General features: G+C 72.6%; 23 protein-coding genes. 15 read left to right on the plus strand and 8 right to left on the minus strand.

Annotation, left to right across the window (positions count from 1 at the left end):
• Positions 1-34: 34 nt before the first annotated feature.
• Positions 35-799, minus strand: coding sequence for a Clp protease N-terminal domain-containing protein (locus ACWDYF_RS09715; RefSeq protein ID WP_389473225.1), 765 nt, complete (start codon positions 797-799; stop codon positions 35-37).
• A 274-nt stretch (positions 800-1,073) separates the two neighbouring features.
• Here ACWDYF_RS09715 and ACWDYF_RS09720 point away from each other — a divergent pair, with 274 nt between their 5' ends.
• A complete protein-coding gene (locus ACWDYF_RS09720; RefSeq protein WP_389473255.1) occupies positions 1,074-2,159 on the plus strand; it encodes a DUF2786 domain-containing protein in 1,086 nt (361 codons plus the stop codon).
• A gap of 110 nt (positions 2,160-2,269) precedes the next feature.
• Here the strand turns inward: ACWDYF_RS09720 and ACWDYF_RS09725 are convergent, their stop codons facing one another.
• Together ACWDYF_RS09725 and ACWDYF_RS09730 are read right to left on the minus strand one after the other, a co-directional pair.
• Entirely contained in the window at positions 2,270-2,839 is a 570-nt protein-coding gene (locus ACWDYF_RS09725; RefSeq protein ID WP_389473223.1) for a DUF4232 domain-containing protein, read from the minus strand.
• Positions 2,840-2,963: 124 nt separating this feature from the next.
• On the minus strand, positions 2,964-3,611 hold the full coding sequence (locus ACWDYF_RS09730; RefSeq protein ID WP_389473221.1) for a hypothetical protein: 648 nt from the start codon (positions 3,609-3,611) through the stop codon (positions 2,964-2,966).
• A 387-nt stretch (positions 3,612-3,998) separates the two neighbouring features.
• On the opposite strand from ACWDYF_RS09730, the gene ACWDYF_RS09735 reads away from it, so the two are divergent.
• Positions 3,999-4,268: a DUF397 domain-containing protein gene (locus tag ACWDYF_RS09735; RefSeq protein WP_018568901.1), complete on the plus strand. Its 270-nt coding sequence runs from the start codon at positions 3,999-4,001 to the stop codon at positions 4,266-4,268.
• A gap of 134 nt (positions 4,269-4,402) precedes the next feature.
• Here ACWDYF_RS09735 and ACWDYF_RS09740 read toward each other — a convergent pair whose 3' ends face one another.
• Entirely contained in the window at positions 4,403-4,945 is a 543-nt protein-coding gene (locus tag ACWDYF_RS09740; RefSeq protein WP_389473219.1) for an ATP-binding protein, read from the minus strand.
• Positions 4,946-5,316: 371 nt separating this feature from the next.
• On the opposite strand from ACWDYF_RS09740, the gene ACWDYF_RS09745 reads away from it, so the two are divergent.
• From ACWDYF_RS09745 to ACWDYF_RS09765, 5 genes are all read left to right on the plus strand, one after another.
• The gene (locus ACWDYF_RS09745; protein ID WP_051115905.1) at positions 5,317-6,141 is read left to right on the plus strand and encodes a helix-turn-helix domain-containing protein; all 825 of its coding nucleotides are present in this window, start codon (positions 5,317-5,319) and stop codon (positions 6,139-6,141) included.
• Positions 6,142-6,228: 87 nt separating this feature from the next.
• A complete protein-coding gene (locus tag ACWDYF_RS09750) occupies positions 6,229-7,689 on the plus strand; it encodes an aldehyde dehydrogenase family protein (RefSeq protein ID WP_389473217.1) in 1,461 nt (486 codons plus the stop codon).
• A 250-nt stretch (positions 7,690-7,939) separates the two neighbouring features.
• Entirely contained in the window at positions 7,940-8,599 is a 660-nt protein-coding gene (locus ACWDYF_RS09755) for a PadR family transcriptional regulator (protein WP_389473215.1), read from the plus strand.
• An 84-nt stretch (positions 8,600-8,683) separates the two neighbouring features.
• Entirely contained in the window at positions 8,684-9,643 is a 960-nt protein-coding gene (locus ACWDYF_RS09760; RefSeq protein ID WP_389473213.1) for an ATP-binding cassette domain-containing protein, read from the plus strand.
• Between the two features lie 101 nt (positions 9,644-9,744).
• On the plus strand, positions 9,745-10,473 hold the full coding sequence (locus tag ACWDYF_RS09765; RefSeq protein ID WP_389473252.1) for an ABC transporter permease: 729 nt from the start codon (positions 9,745-9,747) through the stop codon (positions 10,471-10,473).
• Positions 10,474-10,510: 37 nt separating this feature from the next.
• On the opposite strand, the gene ACWDYF_RS09770 is transcribed toward ACWDYF_RS09765, so the two are convergent.
• Entirely contained in the window at positions 10,511-11,803 is a 1,293-nt protein-coding gene (locus ACWDYF_RS09770) for an ion channel protein (RefSeq protein WP_389473211.1), read from the minus strand.
• A 132-nt stretch (positions 11,804-11,935) separates the two neighbouring features.
• Between ACWDYF_RS09770 and ACWDYF_RS09775 the strand changes: the two genes are divergently transcribed.
• Positions 11,936-12,697, plus strand: coding sequence for a MerR family transcriptional regulator (locus ACWDYF_RS09775; RefSeq protein ID WP_037894206.1), 762 nt, complete (start codon positions 11,936-11,938; stop codon positions 12,695-12,697).
• Between the two features lie 208 nt (positions 12,698-12,905).
• Positions 12,906-13,952, plus strand: coding sequence for a DedA family protein (locus tag ACWDYF_RS09780; RefSeq protein WP_381740798.1), 1,047 nt, complete (start codon positions 12,906-12,908; stop codon positions 13,950-13,952).
• A gap of 23 nt (positions 13,953-13,975) precedes the next feature.
• On the opposite strand, the gene ACWDYF_RS09785 is transcribed toward ACWDYF_RS09780, so the two are convergent.
• Together ACWDYF_RS09785 and ACWDYF_RS09790 are read right to left on the minus strand one after the other, a co-directional pair.
• Positions 13,976-15,751, minus strand: coding sequence for a threonine/serine exporter family protein (locus ACWDYF_RS09785; protein ID WP_381740797.1), 1,776 nt, complete (start codon positions 15,749-15,751; stop codon positions 13,976-13,978).
• A 120-nt stretch (positions 15,752-15,871) separates the two neighbouring features.
• Positions 15,872-16,363 carry an inorganic diphosphatase gene (locus ACWDYF_RS09790; RefSeq protein WP_018568890.1) on the minus strand — a complete coding sequence of 164 codons (492 nt, stop codon included), beginning with the start codon at positions 16,361-16,363 and terminating at the stop codon, positions 15,872-15,874.
• Positions 16,364-16,442: 79 nt separating this feature from the next.
• On the opposite strand from ACWDYF_RS09790, the gene dacB reads away from it, so the two are divergent.
• From dacB to folE, 6 genes are all read left to right on the plus strand, one after another.
• Positions 16,443-18,083, plus strand: a complete 1,641-nt coding sequence (dacB, locus tag ACWDYF_RS09795; protein ID WP_389473207.1) for a D-alanyl-D-alanine carboxypeptidase/D-alanyl-D-alanine endopeptidase — start codon at positions 16,443-16,445, stop codon at positions 18,081-18,083.
• Positions 18,084-18,705: 622 nt separating this feature from the next.
• The gene (locus tag ACWDYF_RS09800; RefSeq protein ID WP_018568888.1) at positions 18,706-19,806 is read left to right on the plus strand and encodes a zinc-dependent metalloprotease; all 1,101 of its coding nucleotides are present in this window, start codon (positions 18,706-18,708) and stop codon (positions 19,804-19,806) included.
• Between the two features lie 191 nt (positions 19,807-19,997).
• Positions 19,998-21,194 (plus strand): tRNA lysidine(34) synthetase TilS, encoded by a 1,197-nt coding sequence (gene tilS, locus ACWDYF_RS09805; RefSeq protein WP_381740793.1) that lies wholly within the window; start codon positions 19,998-20,000, stop codon positions 21,192-21,194.
• Between the two features lie 120 nt (positions 21,195-21,314).
• Entirely contained in the window at positions 21,315-21,875 is a 561-nt protein-coding gene (gene hpt / locus ACWDYF_RS09810; protein ID WP_037873829.1) for a hypoxanthine phosphoribosyltransferase, read from the plus strand.
• Between the two features lie 183 nt (positions 21,876-22,058).
• Positions 22,059-24,098, plus strand: coding sequence for an ATP-dependent zinc metalloprotease FtsH (gene ftsH / locus ACWDYF_RS09815; RefSeq protein WP_018568885.1), 2,040 nt, complete (start codon positions 22,059-22,061; stop codon positions 24,096-24,098).
• Between the two features lie 106 nt (positions 24,099-24,204).
• Complete coding sequence (gene folE / locus ACWDYF_RS09820) at positions 24,205-24,810, plus strand: GTP cyclohydrolase I FolE (protein ID WP_018568884.1); 606 nt, start codon at positions 24,205-24,207, stop codon at positions 24,808-24,810.
• Between the two features lie 58 nt (positions 24,811-24,868).
• Here folE and ACWDYF_RS09825 read toward each other — a convergent pair whose 3' ends face one another.
• Positions 24,869-25,357 carry a DUF3180 domain-containing protein gene (locus ACWDYF_RS09825; protein WP_389473204.1) on the minus strand — a complete coding sequence of 163 codons (489 nt, stop codon included), beginning with the start codon at positions 25,355-25,357 and terminating at the stop codon, positions 24,869-24,871.
• Positions 25,358-25,451: the final 94 nt, after the last annotated feature.

The following is a 25,451-nucleotide window of genomic DNA, read 5'->3' on the forward strand; positions in this document are numbered from 1 at the left end:
CTCAGGAGAGCCGGAGGGTCCGCTGACCCTTCGCTCAGGCCGGCCCGTCCTGTGTCTCGCCGGACGGGGCCGCCGGTGCTTCGCCGTCCGTCAGGAACTCCGCCAGGAGGCGGGTGACGAACTCCTCGGCGTGTGCCTTGTCGAGGCCGAGGCCGCTCAGCGGGCCGTCGCCGTTCTCCTGCTCCAGGAGGGCGAGAAGGATGTGCTCGGTGCCGATGTAGTTGTGGCCGAGGCGGAGGGCCTCGCGGAAGGTGAGTTCCAGGGCCTTCTTGGCGGCGGGGCCGTAGGGGACCAGGTCGGGTGCGTCGGCGGAGGCCGGCGGCAGCGCGGCGGACGCGGCCCGCCGGACCGCCTCCAGCGTCACGCCCTGTTCCTGGACCGCCTTGGCGGCGAGCGCCTCCGGCTCGCTGAGCAGGCCCAGGACGAGGTGGGCGGGCAGCCCCTCGGTGTTCCCCGCGGACTTGGCCGCCTCGTGCGCGGCCATGACGACCTTCCGCGCGCGGGGGGTGTAGCGGCTGAAGCCCTGGCTGGGGTCGAGATCGGCGGACTCCTTGGGCACGAACCGCTTCTGCGCGGCCTGCCGGGTGACGCCCATGCTCGCGCCGATGTCGGTCCAGGAGGCGCCGGAGCGGCGGGCCTGGTCGACGAAGTGTCCGATGAGGTGGTCGGCCACCTCGCCCAGGTGCTCACCGGCGATGACGGCGTCCTGGAGCTGTTCGAGGGGTTCCTGGTGAGCGTTCTTGATGGCCGAGATGAGGTCGTCGAGACGGACCGTCGACCGGATGCTGGGGTTCGTCATGTGTCAACCGTAGGTTGACAGTGGAGGAGTGTCAACCTCGGGTTGACATGAGCCTCGGCGGCTCCGCCGCCCGCTGGCCGCCGCCCACCGCCCGCTGGCCGCAGAGTTGTCCACAGGCTGTGGACGGCCGGTCGGCCCGACGTGGCACGATCGGTCCGTGACCCGTACGACCAGCTCCACCGACCCTTCCGGCTCCTCCGGCTCCTCCGACCCTTCCGGCTCCTCCAGCGCGTCCGACGCGTCCGGCGGACCCGGGGCCGTCGTCGACCGCGCCCTGCGGGCCGCCCTCTACGCCGCCTCCGACGACGCCCTCGACACGGGCGCCTCGCTGCTCGCCGCCGCCCCCGCCGCGGACGCCGAACTCGACCGGCGCGGCGAGGAGTTCGTGGCGGTCGCCTGGCAGCGGGGCTGGCAGCCCGCCGACGTGGTGCGGATCGTGGGGCGCGAGCTGGGCGAGGAGCACGTACGCCTCGCCGCCTCGCTGATCCGCGCCCAGGCCCGGCACGACGGACCGCGCGGACGGCGCTGGACCGCCCAGCTCGACGAGCTGACCGCCACGGCGCCGGGCCGGGCCGACCGCTTCTCGTACGCCACCGCCGTGCTGGAGCTGTACCGCCTGCTGCTGCGGCTGCCCGCGCTGGAGCACCTGGACGAGGCGGCCGGACCGTCCGCGGCGGCGGCGCCGGGAGCCGAGTCCCGGATGCTCGGCCGGATCCGCGCGCTGCTGGCCAAGGCCGAGGCGACCGGGTTCCCGGAGGAGGCGGAGGCGCTGAGCGCCAAGGCGCAGGAGCTGATGGCCCGGCACAGCGTCGACGAGGCGCTGCTCGCCGCCCGCGCTCCCGCGCCCGACGCGCCCGGCGCCTGCCGGATCGGTGTCGAACCGCCGTACGAGCAGGCCAAGGCCGTACTGCTGGACGCCGTCGCCACCGCGAACCGCTGCCGCGCGGTGTGGAACGAGCCCCTGGGCTTCTCGACCGTCGTCGGCTTCGAGGCCGAACTGGAGGTGGTGGAGCTGCTGTACACCTCACTCCTCGTGCAGGCCACGACCGCCATGGCGAAGGCCGAGGCGGCGCAGCGGGCCGGCGGACGCAAGCGGACCAAGACCTTCCGGCAGTCCTTCCTGGCCGCCTACGCCCATCGCATCGGCACCCGCCTCGCCGCTGCCGCCGGGACCCAGGTCACCGAGGACCTGCTGCCGGTCCTGGCGAGCCGGGACGTCGCGGTGGGCGACCGGCTGGACCGGTTGTTCCCGGAGACGACGACCACCCGGCTGCGGGGGGTGAGCGACGAGGCGGGATGGACGGAGGGCGCGCAGGCGGCCGACCGGGCGCAGATGAGATCCCGCCGCCGACTGGACTGAACCCGGCTGCCCGGCTGCCCGGCCAAACCCGGACGGCCGGTCTCGGCTGTTCCCCGCGCAGTCCTCCGGGCAGTCCGCCGCGCGGTCCTCCGCCGGTCGGGCCCGGTTCGTCAGTCGCCCGCCTGCTGGAAGGCCGTCACCGACGCGTCCGGCTCGCTCGCGTCCTTCTTGCCCTGCACCGGGCCGTAGGACCACTTGGAGTCGAGGGCGTCGGCCGCGCCGGGCAGGGCGATCTTCAGCGAGGTCGCCGCGAGGCTCTTCCCGTCGCCCTCCTTGCCCCGCACATAGGTCAGGGTGAAGGACGCGGTGCCGCCCTTGGCGAGGGTCAGCTTCTGCGGCTGGCCTGCCTCGTCCGGCTTCACGGTCGCGGAGGTGCTCCCGGCGGCCAGGGTGACGGTGGGGAAGCCGTCCAGGGTGCACTGGGCGCCCCGGTTGGTGAGGGTGACCGGGACGTCACCCGTGTCACCGGCGGCGGGCGCGGCGTTGGCGGGGCCGACCTGGAGCCCGACCTGGCCGATACGGCAGGCGGAACCGGCGGGACCGGCCGAACCGGCGGAGTTGGCTGAACTGTCGGTGTTCTTGCTGCCCGTGTCGCTGTCGGAGCCGCTGCCGCCGCTGTCGCAGGCGGCGAGGAGAAGGGCCGCGGCTACGGCGGTGACGGTGAGGGGAATGGCGCGCATGTGCTGCTTCCTCGGGTCGTGACGATGCTCGACGATCATCACGTACGAGCGGGCCGCGCGGTTGCCCGCCCCACCCGCCTCGGACGTCGCGGACCTTGCGGGCCCCCGCGGGTCTCGCGGACGCTCAGGAACCGCTGCTCGCCGTGGGCAGCCCCGACGGTAGCGCCCCGCCCTCGGACCGTGTGTAGGTCTCCTTGCCGAGTCCACCCTCCCAGGTCACCTGGAGCGTGGTCTTGTTGACGGACTCGACCGTGCCCGCCGACCGCGTCTTGCACGCGTCCAGGCGGATCACGTCCTCGCCCGCCTGTCCGGTCGCGGTTCCGGTGCACGTGGTCCGGTCGGTGGAGAACAGGGCCGCCTGACGGCCGGTGATGATGAGCACCACGGCCTTGCCGCCGCTGGTGGTGAGCCAACTGCCGCTCAGCGCGGCGTCCGTGGCACCCGCGCCCCCGCCGCCCGCACCTCCGCCGCCCGTACTCCCGCCGCCCGTGGCCGACGGCGTGGCGCCACCGGAGACATCCGCCTTGGCACCCCCGGCACCCGAGTCTCCACCCCCACCCCCACCCCCGCCCCCGCTGCCGCAAGCCCCCAGCACGAACGCGCCCAACAGCGCGACGACACCGACCCGCACCGCCACGGCCGTTCGCACCACCACGGCCGTCCTGTTCGCCGCCGTGGCTGCCGTGGCTGCCGTGGCTGCCGTGGCCGCCGTGTCAGTCCTGGCCGCCTCGCCCGCCTTGACCGCCTCGCCCGCCTCGACCGTCCTGTTCACCGAGTTCCCCCCCACCTGGCAGCGGCCGTCCGGCAGCCTGCCGGTGCACCACCGGCAGGCTATCGGGTCACGTTCACGCAACCCCCTCGCGGAGGCGGAACACCGCGGGCCTCCCGTGCGTCTTTCCTGGAGTGCACGTGTCAGTACGGGCGCGCAGTACGGGCGCGCCCGGCGGGCGGACAGGGCACGGGACGCGCATGCCCGGTCCGTCCGGGGGCAATCGCTGCATCAGCTTCGGTAAAGCGCTCGTCAAAGCTGTAACGGCCGCACCACTCCGCGTGCACGTGCATCTGCTCATGCACCTGCACATGAACAAGGTTATGATCCGGATCAGTTGACCGATGCATCAATGGCCATACCAGCCAGTGCACCACCGGGGAGCGACCTGTGAACCACGACGTCGAGGGCGTGTACGGGGAGTGCGACGTGTACAACGGCATGGCGGCCGAACGGCTGCGAGGCGTGGCCTGGCAGAAGAGCCGGCACAGCAACTCACAGGGCTCGTGCGTGGAGTTCGCGCGGCTGCCGGGCGGGGACGTGGCGGTGCGGAACTCCCGCTTCCCCGACGGTCCCGCGCTCGTCTACACGCGCGCCGAGATAGAGGCCATGCTGCTGGGCATCAAGGACGGCGAGTTCGACCATCTGATCGTCGGCTGACGAAACGAATCGCCACAGCACAGGGCGGGGGCTCGCCGCACCGCGGGGGCGCGGACCCGGGAGGACGGACCGGTCGCCACGTACCCCGTGACGCGCGTAGAACCGCGGCGTCGCACGACGCCGCGGCCGGTTCCTCAGATCAGCGGGACGGCCGGTGCGGCCGTTGCGGCGGGCGCGATCGGCAGGACCGGTGCAATCGGCGCGACGGGCCCCAGCCGGAACAGCGCCCAGACGACCTTGCCGCCCAGCGTGCCGGCCAGCGGATGCCAGCCCCAGCCGTCGCTGAAGGAGTCGACGAGGAACAGCCCCCGGCCCGACTCGGCGGAGAAGTCGTCGCTCTCGCGGGCCACCGGGCTCTCCCGGCTCGGGTCGCGCACGGCGCACACCAGCCGTTCGGTCCAGTGCATCAGATGCAGCCGCACCGACGGGCCGTGGTCGCACGCGCGCGGTCCCGGCGCGTCCGGCAGCGCGTGCCGCAGGGCGTTGGTGACCAGTTCGGAGACGACCAGGCAGACATCGTCGAAACGCTCGCCCAGGTCCCATCCGTCGAGAGTGGCGCGGGTGAACCGCCGCGCCTCGCGCACGGCTTCGAAGCGGGCGGGCAGAGCGCAGGAGGCGGCATCGCACACGGCGGAGGGGTCCAGTGGCGGAAGGCCCTGCCGTAACGGCTGGAGCATGGTCGATCCATTCGTCCCCATGCGAGGCACTCCCGGGAAATCGCGATCGTTGCGATGCATTGGTCATTGCGATGCAGCGGTGGCGCGAGACCATGGTTTCGGATGCGTACAGCAGATGCAAGGGCAGATGCACGTGCACGTGACCGAATTAGACCCTCCCGTACCGCTTACTGGCCATTTTTTCCGCCATCTTCTCGACCGGCGATTGCCTTCTTCTCGCCTCTCGCTGTGCGCTTTCTGCGATCTCTTTCCGTTTCCGTAATCATGCGAGTACTGCTCGAAGTGTTTTAGTGGCAGACTGCGGCTCTTGAAGACGGTTGGGGAGGCTGGCGAACGTGAGCGCGGGAGAGCCCGGATCGGTGGTGCGGCGCATGCTGCTCGGCTCGCAACTCAGGCGGCTGCGGGAGGCACGGGGGATCACGCGGGAGGCGGCGGGCTACTCGATCCGCGCCTCGGAGTCGAAGATCAGCCGGATGGAGCTGGGCCGGGTGAGCTTCAAGACCCGTGACGTCGAAGACCTGCTGACGCTGTACGGCATCACGGACGGCGCCGAGCGCACCTCACTCCTCTCGCTCGCCAAAGAGGCCAACGTCGCGGGCTGGTGGCACAGTTACTCCGACGTCCTGCCCAACTGGTTCCCCACCTATGTGGGCCTGGAGGGCGCGGCGTCGCTCATCCGCGTCTACGAGGTGCAGTTCGTGCACGGCCTGCTCCAGACCGAGGCGTACGCCCGCGCGGTGGTCCGGCGCGGGATGCAGGGCGCGAGCGAGGCGGACGTGGAGCGCCGGGTCGCGCTGCGCCTGGAACGGCAGAAGTACCTCGTCTCCGAGAACGCGCCGGAGCTGCACATCGTCCTGGACGAGGCCGCCCTGCGCCGCCCCTACGGCGACCGCGCGGTCATGCGCGGCCAGTTGCAGCATCTGATCGAGTTCTCCGAGCGGCCCAACGTACGGCTCCAGGTCATGCCGTTCAGCTTCGGCGGGCACGCCGGTGAGTCCGGTGCCTTCACCATCCTCAGCTTCCCCGAGTCCGATCTGTCGGACGTCGTCTATCTGGAGCAGCTCACCAGCGCCCTCTACCTGGACAAGCGCGAGGACGTCGCCCAGTACGAGCGGGCGCTCAAGGAGCTCCAGCACGACAGCCCCGGCCCGGACGAGAGCCGCGATGTGCTGCGGGGGCTGCTCCAGCTCTCCTGAGCCGTCCCGGTTCGTCCCCAAGTCGCCTTGCCCGCGCGTACGATGACGTTCGATCAGACAGCGAGCGCCTGGGATTCGAGGGGTCACATGTCGTCCTACTTCACCGACCTGGCACGGCAGTACATCGACGGCGAGTGGCGCCAGGGCAGTGGCTCCTGGGACATCATCGACTTCAATCCGTACGACGACGAGAAGCTGGCCTCGATCACGATAGCCACCGTCGACGAGGTCGACGCGGCCTACCGCGCGGCGGCCCGCGCCCAGAAGCAGTGGGCCGCGACCAACCCCTACGCGCGCCGGCTGGTCTTCGAGAAGGCGCTGCGCCTGGTCGAGGAGCGCGAGCAGGAGATCACCGAGGTGATCATCGCCGAGCTGGGCGGTACGCACCTCAAGGCCGCCTTCGAGCTGCACCTCGTCAAGGAGTTCCTGCGCGAGTCGGTCCATTTGGCGCTGGCCCCCGAGGGCAGGATCCTGCCGTCGCCGTCCGACGGCAAGGAGAACCGCGTCTACCGCGTCCCGGTCGGTGTCGTCGGCGTCATCAGCCCCTTCAACTTCCCGTTCCTGCTGTCGGTCAAGTCGGTCGCCCCGGCGCTCGCGCTCGGCAACGCCGTGGTGCTCAAGCCGCACCAGAACACGCCCATCGCCGGTGGCACCCTGGTCGCGAAGATCTTCGAGGACGCGGGTCTGCCCGGCGGTCTGCTCAACGTCGTCGTCACGGACATCGCCGAGATCGGGGACGCGTTCATCGAGCACCCGGTCCCGAAGGTGATCTCCTTCACCGGCTCCGACAAGGTCGGCCGGCACGTGGCCACCGTGTGCGCCGCGAACTTCAAGCGCTCCGTCCTCGAACTGGGCGGCAACAGCGCGATCGTGGTCCTGGACGACGCCGACCTCGACTACGCGGTCGACGCGGCCGTCTTCAGCCGCTACGTCCACCAGGGCCAGGTCTGCATGGCGGCGAACCGGGTCCTCGTGGACCGTTCGGTCGCCGAGGAGTTCACCGGGAAGTTCGTCGCCAAGGTGAAGTCGCTGAAGGTCGGCGACCCGCGCGACCCGGGGACGGTCATCGGCCCGGTGATCAACTCGGCGCAGGCGAACGCGGTGTCCGGCACCGTGGAGCAGGCCATCGCCGAGGGTGCGACGGCGCTGGTGCACGGCACCACCCGGGACAACCTGGTCGCCCCGTCCGTGCTGACCGGGGTGCCCGCCGACTCCGCGCTGCTCCAGCAGGAGGTCTTCGGCCCGGTCGCCTTCCTCATCCCCTTCGACGGTGAGGAGGAGGCGGTCCGGATCGTCAACGACACCCCGTACGGCCTCAGCGGTGCCGTGCACACGGCGGACATCGAGCGCGGTGTGGCCTTCGCCAAGCGGATCGACACCGGCATGTTCCACGTGAACGACGGCACCGTCCACGACGAGCCGCTGGTCCCCTTCGGCGGCGAGAAGCACTCCGGCATCGGGCGGCTCAACGGCGAGACGACCGTGGACGCCTTCACCACGGTGAAGTGGATCTCGGTCCAGCACGGCCGCAGCGGCTTCCCGTTCTGACCGGCAGACCGGAAGACCGGCAGACCGGCAGACCGGCAGACCGGCAGACCGGCAGACCGGCAGACCGGCAGACCGGCCGACCGGCCGACCGGCCGACGGGCCGACCGGCCGACCGGCCGACGGGCCGACGGCCTGACGGTCTGACGGGACCGGCCCCCTTCACCCGCCGTCCGCCCTCGCCCCACCGCCCGCCGTCCGTCCGCCCGGCCCTCGCGCGGGCGGGCCGGGCGGCGGCCATAACCTGGACCGCATGTCAGCGATCCGTCTCCTGGTGCTGGGCGCCGTCCGCCAGCACGGGCGGGCCCACGGCTACCAGGTGCGCAACGACCTGGAGTACTGGGGCGCCCATGAGTGGTCCAACGCCAAGCCGGGCTCGATCTACCACGCCCTGAAGCAGATGGCGAAGCAGGGACTGCTGCTCGCGCACGAGATCGCGCCGTCCACGGCGGGCGGCCCGCCGCGCGTCGAGTACGAGATCACGGAGCTGGGCACCGAGGAGTACCTCACGCTGCTGCGCGAGTACCTCACCGCCTACGACCAGCGCCCCGACGTGCTCACCGCCGCGCTCGGCTTCATGGTCGACCTGGGGCGCGCGGAGGTCCTCGGCCTGCTGGAGAAGCGGGTGCGCAGCATCGAGGAGTGGCGCAGGTCGGTCACCGAGTACTACACCCCCGAGGAAGGCCCGGGGCAGCTCGGGCACATCGGCGAGATCATGAACTTCTGGGTGCACTCCGCCGACTCGGGCGCCGAGTGGACGCGCGGCCTCATCGAGCGCGTGCGCGGCGGGGCGTACACCTTCGCGGGGGAGGGCGAGCCGTTCCGCGGCATCCTGGCGGACGGCCAGGAGAACCCCTTCGGGACCGGACGGCCGGGAGAGGCCGGCGGTGCACCGGACGAAGAGACCCACTAATCAAGTTTGACCAACCGCCTCGGCGGCGCTACCTTCCTCCGGCAGGCATCAGTAGTCAAATTTGGCTAGCGAGGGGAGCGGCCGATGGCCGAGGCGGCGATCACCGTCGAAGGGGTACGCAAGAAATACGGCGGCAGAGGAGGGGTGTACGCGCTGGACGGGCTCCGTCTGAGGGTGGACCGGGGCACCGTCCACGGGGTGCTCGGTCCGAACGGCGCGGGCAAGACCACCCTGGTCCGGATCCTGTCCACGCTGCTGCGGCCCGACGCGGGCCGGATCACGGTGGCCGGGCACGATGTGGTGGCCGACGCCTACGCCGTACGCCTGCGCATCGGGCTGCTCGGTCAGCACGCGGCGCTCGACGAGGAACTGGGCGGCCGGGAGAACCTGGAGCTGTTCGGCCGCCTCCACCACCTGGGCGCCCGCGGGGCACGCGCGCGTGCCGGTGAACTCCTGGAGCGCTTCGGCCTGACCGGCACCGGACGCAGGCCGGTGAGCACCTACAGCGGCGGCATGCGGCGCCGCCTCGACCTGGCGGCCTCCCTGATCACCGAGCCCGAGGTGCTCTTCCTGGACGAGCCGACCACCGGCCTGGACCCGCGGGGCCGCGCCGAGGTGTGGGCGGCGGTCCGCTCCCTGGTCGGCGGCGGTACGACCGTCCTGCTGACCACCCAGTACCTGGAGGAGGCCGATCAGCTCGCCGACCGGATCTCGGTCGTCGACACGGGCCGGGTGATCGCCGACGGCACCGCAGGCGAGCTGAAGGCGCTCGCGGGCGGCGACCGCGTCGACGTGGTGCTGCGCGACGCGCGCCGGCTGGCGGCCGTCGCCGCGCTGCTGCCGCTGACGGGCGTGTCCGCCGACCCCGACCGGCGGCTGCTCAGCGCCCCGGTCACCGACCGCATGGCCGCGCTGTCCGCCGTCGTACGGGCCCTTGAGGAGGCCGGTGCGGAGGCGGAGGACGTGGCCCTGCGCCGCCCGACGCTGGACGAGGTGTTCCTGCACCTCACCGGAGGGGACCACCGAGTGGAGGAGCCCGCGTGAGCATGGCCCCGAGCACGAACCCGAGCCCGACCCGGACCCCGGGCACGAGCCTGAGTGCGGAGATCCGCCCGAGCGTCCGCGCGCTGTCCGACTCCTGGACGATGACCCGGCGCGAACTGGCCCGCTGGGCGCGGCGGCCCGTCCAGGTGGCCGTCGCCCTGGTCTTCCCCGTGATGCTGCTGCTGATGTTCGGCTACCTGGTCGGCGGCGGCCGGGACGTGCGCGGTGACTACGTCGACTACCTGGTCCCCGGCATGCTCGCCCTCACCATGGCCTTCGGCCTGGAAGGCACGATGCTCGCCGTCACCCAGGACCTGAACAAGGGGGTCATCGACCGGTTCCGCGCGATGCCGATGGCCGACGGCGCGGTGCTGGTGGGGCGTTCGGCCGCCGACATGCTCCAGTCGGCGCTGGTCCTTGCCGTCCTCGTGGGCGTCGGGCACGCGCTCGGCTGGCGCGCGCACGGCGGACCCGGCGGCCTGCCGGGTGCCCTGGGGCTCCTGCTGCTGTTCCGCTTCGCCATGCTGTGGGCCGGCATCCACCTGGCGCTGCTGGCGGGGCGGCCCGAACTGGTCCAGGCGGTGCAGATCCTGGTGTGGCCGGTGGGCTTCCTGTCCAACGCGTTCGCCGCCCCGGACTCCATGCCCGGCTGGCTGGGCACGCTCGTGCGGTGGAACCCGATGTCCCACACGGCGACGGCGGTACGGGACCTCGTCGGCGGACCGGGCGGCGAGTCCGGGCACGTGCTCCCGGCCGTCCTGTGGCCGCTCGGGCTGCTCGCGGTGTTCCTCCCGCTGGCGCTGCGCCGCTTCCGGGGCCTGAGCCGCTGAGCCGCCGGGCGGCCGCGGGGGCGGTGCGGGACGGCGGTCAGCGGGCCGCCGTCCCGTCCGCGCGCAGCTGCATCTGCGGGCGGCCGGTCACCAGCAGCCAGGCGGGCAGCGAGGCGAGGCAGAGCAGGGACAGCAGGGTCGGCGAGGAGACGAGGACGGCCGCCGTGAACAGGCTCACCCAGCCCTGCCGGGTCACCGCCAGCAGCATGCCGAGCACGCCCGCCGCGACACCGAGCGCGGGCGGCACCGAGGGCACCAGGGCGTGCGCGGTGAGCCCGAGCGCGGCGCCGATGAAGACGGACGGGAAGATCCGGCCGCCGCGGAAGCCGCAGGACGCGGCGACGAGCAGCGCCGCCAGCTTCACCACGGCCAGCGTCGCGAACTGCCCCGCCGTCCGGTCCCCGGGAGCGCGGGCCAGCTCCGCGACCTCCGAGAGTCCCTTGAACAGCGTCAGAGGGCCGCCCAGCACGCCCAGCAGCCCCAGCACCAGCCCACCGGCCGGCAGGGCGATCATCGGGTGCCCGAGCCGGGCGAAGACCCGGTGGACGTACGGGAAGGCGTACACGGCGGCGAGGCCGAGCAGGGCCGCCGCCGAGGCGATCACGAGCGCGGCGAGCACCTGGCCCGCGTGCGGGCGGCCGAGCGGCGGCAGCCCGAGGTCGAAGGTGGGGTGGGCGACCAGCGTCGTGGTCATGGCACCGGTGGCGCCCGCGGCCAGTGGCGCGAACAGGTTGTCCCACAGCGCCCCGCGCATCGGCCGCCCGGCCAGGGCCTCGGAGATGACCAGCGCGGCGGCCACCGCGGTCCCGAACAGCGCGCCGATGGTCGCCGCCTCGGCCAGCGCGGGCCACAGCGCCCGCGGCAGCCGGGGCAGCAGCCTGCGGCCCAGCCAGAAGACCAGCGCCACGTTGGCCGCGATGATCGGGTTCTCCGGGCCGAGGCTCGGCCCGCCGGCCAGCATCAGCATCGTCGCCAGCAGCAGGCCCGGCAGCACGCCCGGCGCCACCGGGGCGGCCGACAGGCCCAGCGTGGCCGGGTCGGGGCCCGCGTGCCCCGGCACCTTCCACACCACCAGTCCGACCAGGACACCGGTCGCGGTGAGCACGACCAGCATCCACACCGCCGAGTACCGGCCGATGCCGAGCGCGTCCGGCAGGTCCTCCCACAGGGCGCCCTGCAACCGCTCCGCCACCCCGCTCACCAGCAGGAGGAGCAGACTGCACCCGAACCCGGCGACGAGGGCGGGCAGGATCAGGGGCAGCAGCGCGCGGGCCGGTGCCGACGGTACGGCCGGTGCGGCGGCCGGCTGCCGCTCGGTGTCCTGGACCACGGGCACACGATAAGCGGGCGTATCCGGAGGAAACCGGAGGAACGCGCGCACGGCGTCCGGCGGCCGTCACGGGCTTGCACCTCACGCGGCGTGAGGACGCACCGTGGAGCGCGTACCGAGAAGGGAGCGGAAGTGGGCTACACCGTGGGCCAGGTCGCCGGTTTCGCCGGAGTGACGGTGCGCACCCTGCACCACTACGACGACATCGGCCTGCTCGTCCCGGGCGGGCGCAGCCACGCGGGGCACCGGCGCTACGACGACGCCGACCTCGACCGGTTGCAGCGGATCCTGTTCTACCGGGAGCTCGGCTTCCCGCTCGACGAGGTCGCGGCACTGCTCGACGACCCGGACGCGGACCCGCGCGCGCATCTGCGCCGCCAGTACGAGCTGCTGACCGCCCGGATCGACAAGCTACAGCGGATGGCCGCGGCCGTGGAGCAGGCCATGGAGGCACGCAGGATGGGAATCGACCTCACGCCCGAGGAGCGTTTCGAGGTGTTCGGGGACAAGGACCCCGAGCAGTACGCGGAGGAGACCGAGCAGCGCTGGGGCGGCACCGAGGCGTACGCCGAGTCGCGGCGCCGCGCCGCCCGCTACACCAAGGAGGACTGGAAGCGGATCAAGGCCGAGGCGGACGCCTGGGAGGAGCGGTACACCGCGCTGGCGGCCGCCGGGGAGCCGCCGGCCGGTCCGGCGGCCATGGATCTGGCGGAGGAGCACCGGCGGCATATCGGCACATGGTTCTTCACCTGCCCGTACGAGATGCACCGCTGCCTGGCGGAGATGTACGTCGCCGACGAGCGCTTCACGGCGTACTACGACGCGATGCGGCCGGGGCTCGCCGAGCACCTCAAGGAGGCGATCCTCGCGAACGCGGCCCGGCACGAGGGCTGACGGTCACGAGGGCTGACGGTAAGGGGCGTCCGCCCATGGCGGGTGCCCCTTACGTCCGTGTCCCGGGGCGGCGGTCCGGTCCCGCCGGGGGGCTGCGCGCGGGATCCGGCGGAACCCGGGGCGTACACCATCCGTTGATACTTTGTGCGGCAGTACCCGGAGGCCGACCCGCCGCCGACCGTCCTCACCCCCTCAGGAGCCCGGAACCGTGACGACGCTTGCCCTCGGCCCGAGCTGGCTGGATCCGAACTACCTGCTGGACACCTACGGCATCTGGGGGCTGCTGCTGGTCGTCTTCGCCGAGTCGGGCCTGCTCATCGGCTTCTTCCTGCCGGGTGACTCGCTGCTGTTCACCTGCGGTCTGCTGATCACCTCGCACCAGCTGGACTTCCCGCTGTGGGCGGCCGTCGCGCTGATCTGCCTCGCGGCCGTCCTCGGCGACCAGGCGGGCTACATGTTCGGCAAGAAGGTCGGTCCGTCCCTGTTCAACCGCCCCGACTCCCGCCTGTTCAAACAGGAGAACGTCGTCAAGGCGCACGAGTTCTTCGAGAAGTACGGCCCGAAGTCCCTGGTCCTGGCCCGCTTCGTGCCGGTCGTGCGGACGTTCACGCCGATCATCGCGGGCGTCAGCGGCATGCGGTACCGCTCGTTCGTCACCTTCAACGTCATCGGCGGCGTGCTGTGGGGCGCGGGCGTCACCCTGCTCGGCTCCTGGCTCGGCAAGATCGACTTTGTGAAGGAGAACATCGAGGCGATCCTCATCCTGATCGTCCTCGTCTCGGTCGTCCCGATCGCCATCGAGTTCCTGCGCGCCCGCGCCAAGGCGAAGAACGAGCCGCAGCCCGCCGCCGCGGCCCCCGAGCCCGTCGCCGCCCACCAGCAGCAGTACGCGCGGCAGCCCCAGCAGCCTCAGCCGTACGGGCAGCAGTTCCAGCAGCCGGTCCTGGACGACGCGACCACCCAGCTCCGCCGCATCGAACCGCCGTACGAGCAGCAGCGCCCCCAGCAGCAGCACGCGCAGCAGCACCAGCCCCAGCCGCCCCAGCAGCCGTACGGCTACGACCAGGGGCAGCAGCACCCCGGCGGCGCGTACCCGCAGCAGCACCAGCAGCCCTACGGTCACCCCCAGCAGCCGCAGCAGCCCCAGCAGCCCCAGCCCTACGGCGACCAGCAGGAGCAGCAGCAGTACGACCCGCAGTACGACCAGCGGCAGTACCCGTACGACCAGGACCAGGGGTACTACCGCGCCCCCTGAGCCGTCGCGCGGCCCGGCCGGGCTCAGAAGCCCCTGGTCCGCTTGGCCGCCCGGCGGCCCGCGGCGCTGCCCGCCCCCGGCAGCCGCAGGAAGAGCCGGGAGATCTCGGAGCCGAGGTTCACCCCGATGGCGATGGCCATGGCGAGCGAGACCGCCTTGGCCAGGGAGACGAGCCCCTTGTCGATATGGCTCTGCGCGATCGACAGCAGCCCGAAGTACGTGGCGGAACCGGGCAGCAGCGGCCCGATCGCGGCCGTGGTGTACGGCAGCGCGGAGGCGAAGCGGTAGCGGGACAGCAGTTGCCCGAACAGTCCCACCAGGCCCGCGGCCGCCGCCGTGGAGGCGACCGGCGAGATCTCGCCCACGTTGTGCATCGCGCCGTACACCACCCAGGCCACCCCGCCGTTGAGCGTCACCCACAGGACGGTGGACCGTTCCTGCTGGAGCAGCACGGCGAAGGTGAGCGACAGCAGCATCGACGCGACGATCTGGAGCACCGGCCGCTGGCTGCCCACCAGCGCCGCGTCCGGGTTGAGCTGGGCGCCCAGCTTCACCCCGAAGTACAGGACCAGCAGCACACCGGTGACGATGCCGACGAAGAAGTACATGACCTCCAGCAGCCGGGCCGAGGCGGTGATGTAGAAGCCGGTCAGCCCGTCCTGCACGCCCGCCACCAGCGCCCGCCCCGGCAGCAGCGCGAACAGGCCACCGGTGATGACCGCGGACGCCTTCACGTCCACGTCCGCCACCGTGAGCGCGACGCCGATCGCGGCCGGCGGCATCGCGGCGACCGTGAACTGGTAGAACTCCGGCAGCCCGCGCCCGGCGCACAGCCAGGCCAGCCGGTCGCCGAGCATCGCGCCGAGCGCGGCCACCACGAAGACCAGCGGACCACCGCCGACGAGCACGGAGGCCGCGCCCGCCAGCAGCCCGGCGGCGCCGGTCAGCGCCCAGCCGGGGTAGGGGTGCCGGTTGCGGCGGATCTCCGCGAGGCGCCGGTAGGCCTCCTCCAGGGACACATGGGTCTCGGGGTCGCTGAGGTCGTCGACGAGCTGGAAGACGGCCGCGAGCCGGGTGTAGTCCGTGCCGCGGCGGCGCACCACGCGGGAGGCCGACACCGGGTCGTCCACCAGGGACGGCTGGTAGGAGATGGACAACAGGGTGAAGGTGACGTTCGGCTCGCAGCGGTCCAGGCCGTAGGAGCGGCAGACCGCGAACATCGCCGTCTCCACGTCCTCGGCGCCCTCGCCGCCCGCGAGCAGCAGTTCGCCGATACGCAGCGACAGGTCGAGGACGCGCGGGACGGCCGGACCGCCCTCCTCCGCCTTGTGCACCTGCTCCAGCGCGGGCCGCTCGGTCACCGACATGCGCAGCATCGTGCGCATCCGGTCCTGCCAGGGGGCGTCCTTGGTCAGACTGACCGCCGGGGTGCCCCGGGGCGGCGTGAAGGCGTACGGCGCCTCGCGCGCGGTGTAGGTGTGCGGGGTGCTGAACGCGGAGCCCTCGGGCTCGGCGGCCGGTGCCTCGGGCACCGCCAGGCCGTCCGGCAGGGCGAACTCCGAGGTCGTCTCGGACTCGCCTGCGGGCCGGGGCGCGGCCAGACCCTGCGGGAGCGCGAACTCGGACGTCGTCGACGACTCGTTGTCGACCGGTGTCACGGCGGTCACCGGGGCCGCCCGGACCACCGGGATCAGCTGCGTCGTCTGCGTCACCGACGCCTGCGCGGGACGCGCGGGGGAGGACACGAAGTCACTCCTCGCCTCGTCCGACTGCGGTTTGCGGTCCTCCGCGTCCGTCACTGGGCAACGCTCCCTGAACGACACCTTCCGTAAGCCTCAGTATGCGCGGGTACCCGCGCACGTATGCCGAAGGCCGCGTCACCTCTCGCGAGGTGGACGCGGCCCCTGGGCGCGGTGCGGTCAGTGACCGCCGTGCTCCTCGAAACGCTTGCGGGAGCGCTCGATCTCCGCCTCGGCGTCGGCGCGGCCCACCCAGTTGGCGCCCTCGACCGACTTGCCCGGCTCCAGGTCCTTGTAGACCTCGAAGAAGTGCTGGATCTCCAGGCGGTCGAACTCCGACACGTGGTGGATGTCCCGCAGGTGCTCCACGCGCGGGTCGGACGCCGGCACGCACAGCAGCTTGTCGTCGCCGCCGGCCTCGTCCGTCATCCGGAACATGCCGATCGCGCGGCACTTGATCAGACAGCCGGGGAAGGTCGGCTCGTCCAGGATGACCAGCGCGTCCAGCGGGTCGCCGTCCTCGCCGAGGGTGTCCTCGACGAAGCCGTAGTCCGCCGGGTAGCTGGTCGAAGTGAAGAGTCGACGGTCCAGGCGGATACGACCGGTCTCGTGGTCCACCTCGTACTTGTTCCGCGAACCCTTCGGAATCTCGATCGTGACGTCGAACTCCACCGGTGGCTCCTCCATGATCAGCACATAGTTCTGGTGATTAAGTGTCCCTCACGCAGGTGTGTGATCGCGAAAGGGGCTGGTGGTCGTGCCGGAGCTGAGGGGCTGGCGGGCCGCGGAAGAGCGGCTGGCACGCCTGACGCGGTCCCTGCGGCCGCGCCTCGCGCGGGTCGCACGGTCCACGGGGCCGGTCCTGGCCGGGGCCGCGCGGACCGCGCGGCCGTGGATCGCACGGTTCGCGCAGGCCACCGGGCCACGGCAGGGGCGGCCCAGGACGTGGCGGTACACCGCCGGTGCGACCACCGCCGGGCTGGCGCTGGCCGCGGGGGTGGTGACTGCCGCCGGTCCCTGGGACTCCACCGGTCAGCGTACGGCCGAGCGGGATCGGGCCGTGGCCCTGGAGCGCGCGGGTGGCGCAGATCACGGCCGCGGTTCCGATATGTCCCGGGGTGTGCGGCCCGGCGGCGCGGCGGCGGACTCCCCGCGGGCCGCGCCCAGCGCCGCCGCCGTCCTGGCGGGCCTCGGCGGCACCGGCGGCGCCGTCCGGCCGGCGGCCGAGGGCCCGGCCCTCGCCCCCGTCCTCGGCCCGCTCCTGGAGAACCCGGCGCTCGGCACCGGCCGCTCCGCCGCCGTCGTCGACATCACCACCGGACGGCAGCTCTACGGGCAGGGCGCCGGAAACGGCCTCACCCCCGCCTCCACCACCAAGATCGCCACCGCCGTCGCCGCCCTGTCCGCCCTCGGCCCCGACCACCGCCTCACCACCCGCGCCGCCCTGGAGCCCGACACCGGGGAACTCGTCCTCGTCGGCGGCGGCGACCCCACCCTCACCGCCCGCAAGGACGCCAAGGGCGCCGCGAGCCTGCGCGCCCTCGCCGACGCCACGGCCAAAGCCCTGGCCGGACGCGGGGTGCACCAGGTCACCCTGTCGTACGACACCACCCTGTACGCCGGTGCCGATCTGCACCCCATCGGCGTGAACGAGAACCTGGCCCGGGTCAGCGCGCTCATGGCCGACGAGGGCCGTACCGACGACTCCGCCAGCGGCCCCGCCGACCGTGTCGCCGACCCGGCCGCCGAGGCCGCCCGCGCCTTCGGCCGCTTCCTGAACGAACACGGCGTCCGGACCACCGCCCCCGGCCCCTCCAAGGCGACCGGCCGCGCGCGGACCCTCGCGACCGTGTCCTCGCCCCCGCTGTCCGACGTGGTCGAACGGATGCTCACCAACAGCGACAACGACATCGCCGAGGCGCTCGCCCGGCAGACGGCCAGGGCCTCCGGCCAGCGGGCCGACTTCGCGGGCGGCGCCCGCGCCGTCGCCGCCCGGCTGAAGGCGCTCGGCCTGCCCCTGGCCGGCACCGCCTTCCACGACGGCAGCGGCCTGGACCGCGCCGACCGGCTCACCGCGAACCTGCTCACCGGCCTGCTGCGCACCGCCGCCGACCCCGCCCGCCCCGGGCTGCGGCCGGTCCTCACCGGACTGCCGGTCGCCGGGTTCACGGGCACCCTCGCCGACCGCTACACCGGCGACGGCGCCGCCGGGATCGTCCGGGCCAAGACCGGCACCCTGACCGGTGTGAACACGCTGGCGGGCACGGCCGTCGACCGTGACGGCCGGCTGCTGGCCTTCGCCTTCCTCGCCGAGGGCACCACCGACCCGCAGGCCGCCCAGGCGGCCCTGGACCATGTCGCGACGACCCTGGCGGCCTGCGGCTGCGGCTGAACCCCGTACGCCCGGCACGCCGTCCGGGACGGCCGACGGGGCCCCGCGCGGGCACCGGACGGCCCTGGACGGCCCCTGGACGTGGCGGGCCGCGGCCGCGCTCCGGCAGCGGGGGCGTCCGTCGCTCTGCCTCCTGGGCGGCGACGCTCGCCGGGCCTTCGGCCGTGTCGCGGCGACAGGACGGCCTGCGGCCGTGGCTGAGCCCCGCCGTCCGGGACGCCCGCCGGGCCCCGCGCGGGCACCGGACGGGCCCCAGGGCGGACCCCGGACGCGGCGCCCGGGGCCGCGCTCCGTCACCGGAGGCGTCCCTCGCTCTGCCTCCCGGGCGGCGTCCGCTCGCCCGGCCCTGGACCGTGTCGCGGCAACACGGTGGCCGATGGCCCGCGGCGGCCGCAGCGGCTGCGGCCGTGGCTGAGCCCCGCCGTCCGGGACGCCCGCCGGGGCCCGCACGGATCCGGGCCGATCCCCGGGCCGCCCCTCGGGGCGGACGCCGGGCGGACCCCGGAGGCGGTGGCCCGGGGCCGGGCTCCGGCGCCCGGTGCCGTCCGCCGCCCTGCCCCGAGTGGCGGCGCTCACGTACCGTTGACACATGACGAGCATCGGTGGTGCCGCAAGTCCCGGGATGGTCGACTGGAATCTCGCGGTGGCGACCGCGACCAGGCTGGTCCGGCCGGGCCCCGAGGTGAGCCGCGACGACGCCCGCGCGATCGTCGCGGAGCTGCGCCGGCACGCCAAGGTCTCCGAGGAGCACGTGCGGGCCTTCACCCGGCTGGGCACCGAGGAGACCCACGACACCCCGGTCCTGGTCGTCGACCGCCCCGGCTGGATCCGGGCCAACGTCGCCGGTTTCCGCGAACTGCTCAGGCCGCTGCTGGACAAGATGCAGGAACGGCGCGGCAGCAACCCCGGCACCGCCGTCCTCGGCGCCGTCGGCGGCAAGGTCACCGGTGTCGAACTGGGCATGCTGCTCTCGTTCCTCGCCTCCCGGGTGCTCGGCCAGTACGAGACCTTCGCCCCGGCCGTCCGCGACCTGCCCGGGGGCGCCGACGGCGGCGGCCGGCTCCTCCTGGTCGCCCCGAACATCGTCCACGTCGAACGCGAACTCGACGTGGAACCGCACGACTTCCGCCTCTGGGTCTGCCTGCACGAGGAGACGCACCGCACGCAGTTCACCGCGGTGCCCTGGCTGCGCGACCACCTGGAGGGTGAAATCCAGTCGTTCCTGTCCGAGACCGACGTCGACCCCACCGCGTTCCTCGAACGGATCCGGGACGCCGCGCAGTCGCTCGTCGGCGGCCGCCCCGAGGGCGAGGAGGACGACGGCGGGCGCTCCCTGGTCGAACTGGTCCAGACCCCCTCGCAGCGCGAGATCCTCGCCCGGCTCACCGCCGTGATGTCCCTCCTGGAGGGCCACGCCGACTATGTGATGGACGGGGTGGGCCCCGAGGTCGTGCCGAGCGTCGCCGAGATCCGCGAGAAGTTCCAGCAGCGCCGCGCCAAGGGCGCCTCCCGGCTCGACTCGGCGCTGCGCAAGCTGCTCGGCCTGGACGCCAAGCTGCGTCAGTACCGGGACGGCGAGCGGTTCGTCCGCGCGGTCGTCGACCAGGTCGGCATGGACGGCTTCAACCGCGTCTGGACCTCGCCCAACACCCTGCCCACCAAGGCGGAGATCGCCAAACCGGCGGACTGGGTCGCGCGGGTGCACCGCAAGGCCGAGTCGTGAACCGGACGCGGACGGGGTGAACCGGATCCGGCCGACGGCAGGCGAACGCCCCTCCAATCACCCGTCCGAGGGACCGTGAGCGATGGGTAGGCGTGCGATGCTCGGGGAACGGCCCGTTTCTGTCACCATCGTCACACTCTGAGTGACCTGCTCGGGCTCACCCCCCGAAAACTCCGTGAAGGGAACCGGACATGGGTCCCCATCCTGCGGTCGCGGCGATACGCCTGGCGGTCCGCCGCGTCCTGAACGACATCCTCGACGAGCAGTCCCCGGCCCCGCCCCCCGCCGGGCCGCCCCGCCCCGAACTCCAGACCGCGCACGCGGCGCAGGCGGCGTACGGCGGACAGCCGCAGCACACCGCGCCCGCCCCGCGCCCCGCGCAGCTGCCCGAGCGCCCCGCGCCCGGCGTGCCCACCCCCAGCCGGACGCCCCGCGCGCCCCGCGCCCCGCACGGCGCGAGCGCCGCCCGTACGCCCGCGCCGCTCGTGCTGGTCGCCTGCTCCGGCGGCGCCGACTCCATGGCGCTCGCCTCCGCCCTCGCCTTCGAGGCGCCCAAGCTCGGCGTCCGCGCCGGTGGCGTCACCGTCGACCACGGCCTCCAGTCCGGCTCGGACCTGCGCGCCGCCGAGGTCGCCCAGCGGCTGCGCGAACTCGGCCTCGACCCGGTCGACGCCGTCGCCGTCAGCGTCGGCCGCGACGGCGGGCCCGAGGCCGCCGCCCGTGACGCGCGCTACGCCGCCCTGGACGCCGCGGCCGACCGCCACGGCGCCCACGCCGTCCTGCTCGGCCACACCCGCGACGACCAGGCCGAGACGGTCCTGCTCGGCCTCGCCCGCGGCTCCGGCATCCGCTCCCTGTCCGGCATGGCCGCGGTCTCGGGGGCCGGCGGCCGCTACCGGCGCCCGTTCCTGCACATCGACCGGCAGACCGCCCGCAAGGCCTGCCTGGTCCAGTCGCTGCCCGTCTGGGACGACCCGCACAACACCGACCCCGCCTACACCCGCTCCCGGCTGCGCCACGAGGGACTGCCCGCCCTGGAGAAGGCCCTCGGCAAGGGCGTCGTCGAGGCCCTGGCCCGCACCGCCCAGCTCTCCCGCGACGACGCCGACGCGCTCGACGCCTGGGCCGGCCAGGCCGAGGCCGTCGCCCGCGACGAAGCGGGCTGCCTGGAGTGCGCCAAGCTGCACGACCTGCCGCCCGCCGTGCGCCGCCGGGTGCTGCGGCGCGCCGCCATCGACGCCGGGGCACCGGCCGGATCCCTGTTCGCCCGCCACATCGAGGAAGTGGACCGGCTGATCACCGGCTGGCGGGGCCAGGGAGCCATCAACCTCCCGGGCAAAGTCGTCGCCCGGCGGCAGGGTGGCAGACTGGTCATTCGGCAAGGCTGAAACCTTCCCCCCGGGGGAGGCGCCGGTCTCCCCTCCGGGGAGGCTCCCGGCGGCAGGTCTCCCCGCCGGGAGGCCCACAGCAGCCGCGAGCCGTCAATGCGGGACGACCGACCGAAAGTGATGCGGGTGGACGCGAAAGACATGGGTGCCGACCTCCAGCAGGTGCTCATCACCAAGGAAGAGATCGACGCCAAGCTGACCGAGCTGGCCGCGAAGATCGACGCGGAGTACGCGGGCAAGGACCTGCTGATCGTCGGCGTCCTCAAGGGCGCGGTCATGGTCATGGCCGACCTGGCACGGGCGCTGTCCACCCCGCTCACCATGGACTGGATGGCCGTGTCCTCCTACGGCGCGGGCACCCAGTCCTCCGGCGTGGTGCGGATCCTCAAGGACCTCGACACCGACATCAAGGGCCGCCACGTCCTGATCGTCGAGGACATCATCGACTCCGGCCTGACCCTGTCGTGGCTGCTGTCCAACCTGGGCTCGCGCGAGCCGGCCTCCCTCAAGGTCTGCACGCTGCTGCGCAAGCCGGACGCCGCGAAGGTCGCCATCGACGTGGAGTGGGTCGGCTTCGACATCCCCAACGAGTTCGTCGTCGGCTACGGCCTCGACTACGCCGAGAAGTACCGCAACCTGCCGTTCGTCGGTACGCTCGCCCCCCACGTCTACGGCGGCTGACCCATAAGGGCGCAGCCCGTACGGTGATCGGGAACCCCGGCGGCCCCGGAGCCGTTGGAGCATGCAGACGGGAACGCCAGCTCTCCCGTGCGGCTTCTCGCCACGATGCTGGGGTACCGTCAGAAGAACTGTCTTATCAAACTCACTATGGCAGGAGGGACGGGGCGTCATCGCTCCGTATGGATGGACGTGAAGCGATACTTCCGTGGGCCGGTCATGTGGATCGTGCTGGCCGTCCTTGCCGTGGTCGTGTTGATGCAGGTCGTCGGCTCGTCCGGCGGCTACAAGACGGTGGACACAGGCCAGGTCGTAGCAGCGATCAATGACAACCGGGTCCAGCAGGCCAAGCTGACCACCGGCGACGAGCAGACCATCAAGGTCGAGCTCAAGGACGGCCAGAAGGTCTCCGGCAGCTCCAAGATCCAGGCGAGCTACATCGGCGACCAGGGCGCAGCCCTCGCCAACACGTTGCAGGACAAGTACCAGCACAAGCAGATCCCGGACGGCTACACGGTCTCGCCGTCCAAGCAGAACCCCTTCCTCGGTGTCCTGCTCTCCCTGCTGCCCTTCGTCCTCATCGTGGTCGTCTTCCTGTTCCTGATGAACCAGATGCAGGGCGGCGGCTCCCGGGTCATGAACTTCGGGAAGTCCAAGGCCAAGCTCATCACCAAGGACACCCCGAAGACGACGTTCTCCGACGTCGCGGGCGCCGACGAGGCGGTCGAGGAGCTCCACGAGATCAAGGAGTTCCTCCAGGAGCCGGCCAAGTTCCAGGCCGTCGGGGCGAAGATCCCCAAGGGCGTCCTGCTCTACGGCCCGCCCGGAACCGGCAAGACCCTGCTCGCGCGTGCCGTCGCGGGCGAGGCGGGCGTGCCGTTCTACTCGATCTCCGGTTCCGACTTCGTCGAGATGTTCGTCGGTGTCGGTGCCTCCCGGGTCCGTGACCTGTTCGAGCAGGCCAAGGCGAACGCCCCGGCGATCGTCTTCGTCGACGAGATCGACGCGGTCGGCCGCCACCGCGGCGCCGGCCTCGGCGGCGGTCACGACGAGCGCGAGCAGACCCTGAACCAGCTGCTCGTCGAGATGGACGGCTTCGACGTGAAGGGCGGCGTGATCCTCATCGCCGCCACCAACCGGCCCGACATCCTCGACCCGGCCCTCCTGCGCCCCGGCCGCTTCGACCGGCAGATCGCCGTCGACCGCCCGGACATGCAGGGCCGTCTGGAGATCCTCAAGGTCCACCAGAAGGGCAAGCCGGTCGCGAAGGACGTCGACCTGGCCGCGGTCGCCCGCCGCACCCCCGGCTTCACCGGTGCCGATCTCTCCAACGTTCTGAACGAGGCCGCGCTGCTCACGGCCCGCAGCGACCAGAAGCTGATCGACAACAAGATGCTGGACGAGGCGATCGACCGTGTGGTCGCGGGCCCGCAGAAGCGGACCCGGATCATGTCGGACAAGGAGAAGAAGATCACCGCGTACCACGAGGGCGGACACGCCCTGGTCGCGGCGGCCTCGCCGAACTCCGACCCGGTCCACAAGATCACGATTCTGTCCCGCGGCCGGGCCCTCGGTTACACGATGGTGCTCCCGGACGAGGACAAGTACTCCACCACGCGCAACGAGATGCTGGACCAGCTGGCCTACATGCTCGGTGGCCGCGCGGCCGAGGAACTGGTCTTCCACGACCCGACCACCGGCGCTGCCAACGACATCGAGAAGGCCACCTCCACGGCCCGCGCGATGGTCACGCAGTACGGCATGACCGAGCGCCTCGGCGCGATCAAGTTCGGTGGCGACAACACCGAGCCGTTCCTCGGCCGTGAGATGGCTCACCAGCGCGACTACTCGGAAGAGGTCGCCGCGCTGGTGGACGAGGAGGTCAAGCAGCTCATCGAGAACGCGCACAACGAGGCCTGGGAGATCCTGGTCGAGAACCGCGACGTCCTCGACAACCTGGTCCTGGCCCTGCTGGAGAAGGAGACGCTGGGCAAGGAGGAGATCGCCGAGGTCTTCGCCCCCATCGTCAAGCGTCCCCCGCGGCCCGCCTGGACCGGATCCTCCCGCCGCACCCCGTCCACCCGTCCGCCGGTGCTCTCTCCCAAGGAGCTGGCCCTCACCAACGGGGCGAACGGCGCGACGGCGGCGATCAGCACCGTGAAGTCCACCGCCACGGAGCCCGCCCCGGCGACGGAGCAGGCCCCGGAGGACCGCCCGGACAACTGACCGGGCCCACCGGCCCCGGAATGTATGCCGCGCCCCCCAGGTTCTAGCCTGGGGGGCGCGGCATTTCGCATGCCCGCGGCTGAGACAGACAGGAACGAGGCTTCACATGACCGACCCCGTGACGCTGGACGGCGAGGGCGCCATCGGCGAGTTCGACGAGAAGCGCGCCGAGAACGCCGTACGCGAACTCCTCATCGCGGTCGGCGAGGACCCGGACCGTGAGGGCCTGCGCGACACCCCGGGGCGGGTGGCGCGGGCGTACAAGGAGATATTCGCGGGTCTGTGGCAGCAGCCCGAGGATGTCCTGACGACGACGTTCGACCTGGGCCACGACGAGATGGTGCTGGTCAAGGACATCGAGGTGTTCTCGACCTGTGAGCACCATCTGGTGCCGTTCCGGGGGGTCGCGCACGTCGGGTACATCCCGTCCACCAGCGGGAAGATCACCGGTCTGTCCAAGCTGGCCCGTCTCGTGGACGTCTACGCACGCCGTCCGCAGGTGCAGGAACGGCTCACCACCCAGATCGCCGACTCGCTGATGGAGATACTGGAGCCGCGGGGCGTCATCGTCGTCGTGGAGTGCGAGCACATGTGCATGTCGATGCGGGGCATCCGCAAGCCCGGTGCGAAGACCATCACCTCGGCGGTCCGGGGCCAGCTGCGGGACGCGGCGACGCGGAACGAGGCGATGAGCCTCATCATGGCGCGCTGAGGGCCGACGAAGCCCCCCGCACGCCCGGCCCGGGGCGCGCGGCGGAGCCCTCGGTGGCTCAGGCCGCCGGTTCCGCGCCCTGGGGGTTCTGGTCGTCGTCCTCGGGGAGTCTGCAGACGCGTTCGAGGAAGAGGGCCGCCGCTATCACGGCGAGGCCGGCCAGGACGGAGGCCCCGGCGTAGATGGCCTGGTCGCGGCGGGTGGGGATGTCGAGCAGTTCCAGGAGGAAGACGCCGGCGCCGCCGTACATCCCGGCGACGAGGGCGGCGACCAGGGCGCTGGCCTGGCCGAAGACGACCGCGCGGGCGGCCATCAGCGGGTCGACGCCCTTGGCGCCGGGGCGGCGCTCGCGCTGGGCCTTGAGGCGGGCGCGCAGCGAGAGGGCCGTGGACACCAGGACCACGGCGATCAGGGCGAGGACGATGGGGGCGGCCAGGGGGACGCTGGGCAGGGTTCCCACCGCGTTCCACAGACGGGCGCCTGCCCAGGACAGCACTCCGGCGACGACGAACACGCCCGCCAGCACCCTGATGCGCAGCTCTTTCACGGTGTCCCTTCAGCTCCCCCGGACCGCGGTCGGGCGTCGGCGGTTCGTCCCGGGCCGGCCGGGGGAGCGGCGGTGCCGTCCCCGGACCGGGCGC

It is taken from the genome of Streptomyces sp. NPDC003284 (assembly GCF_053589675.1).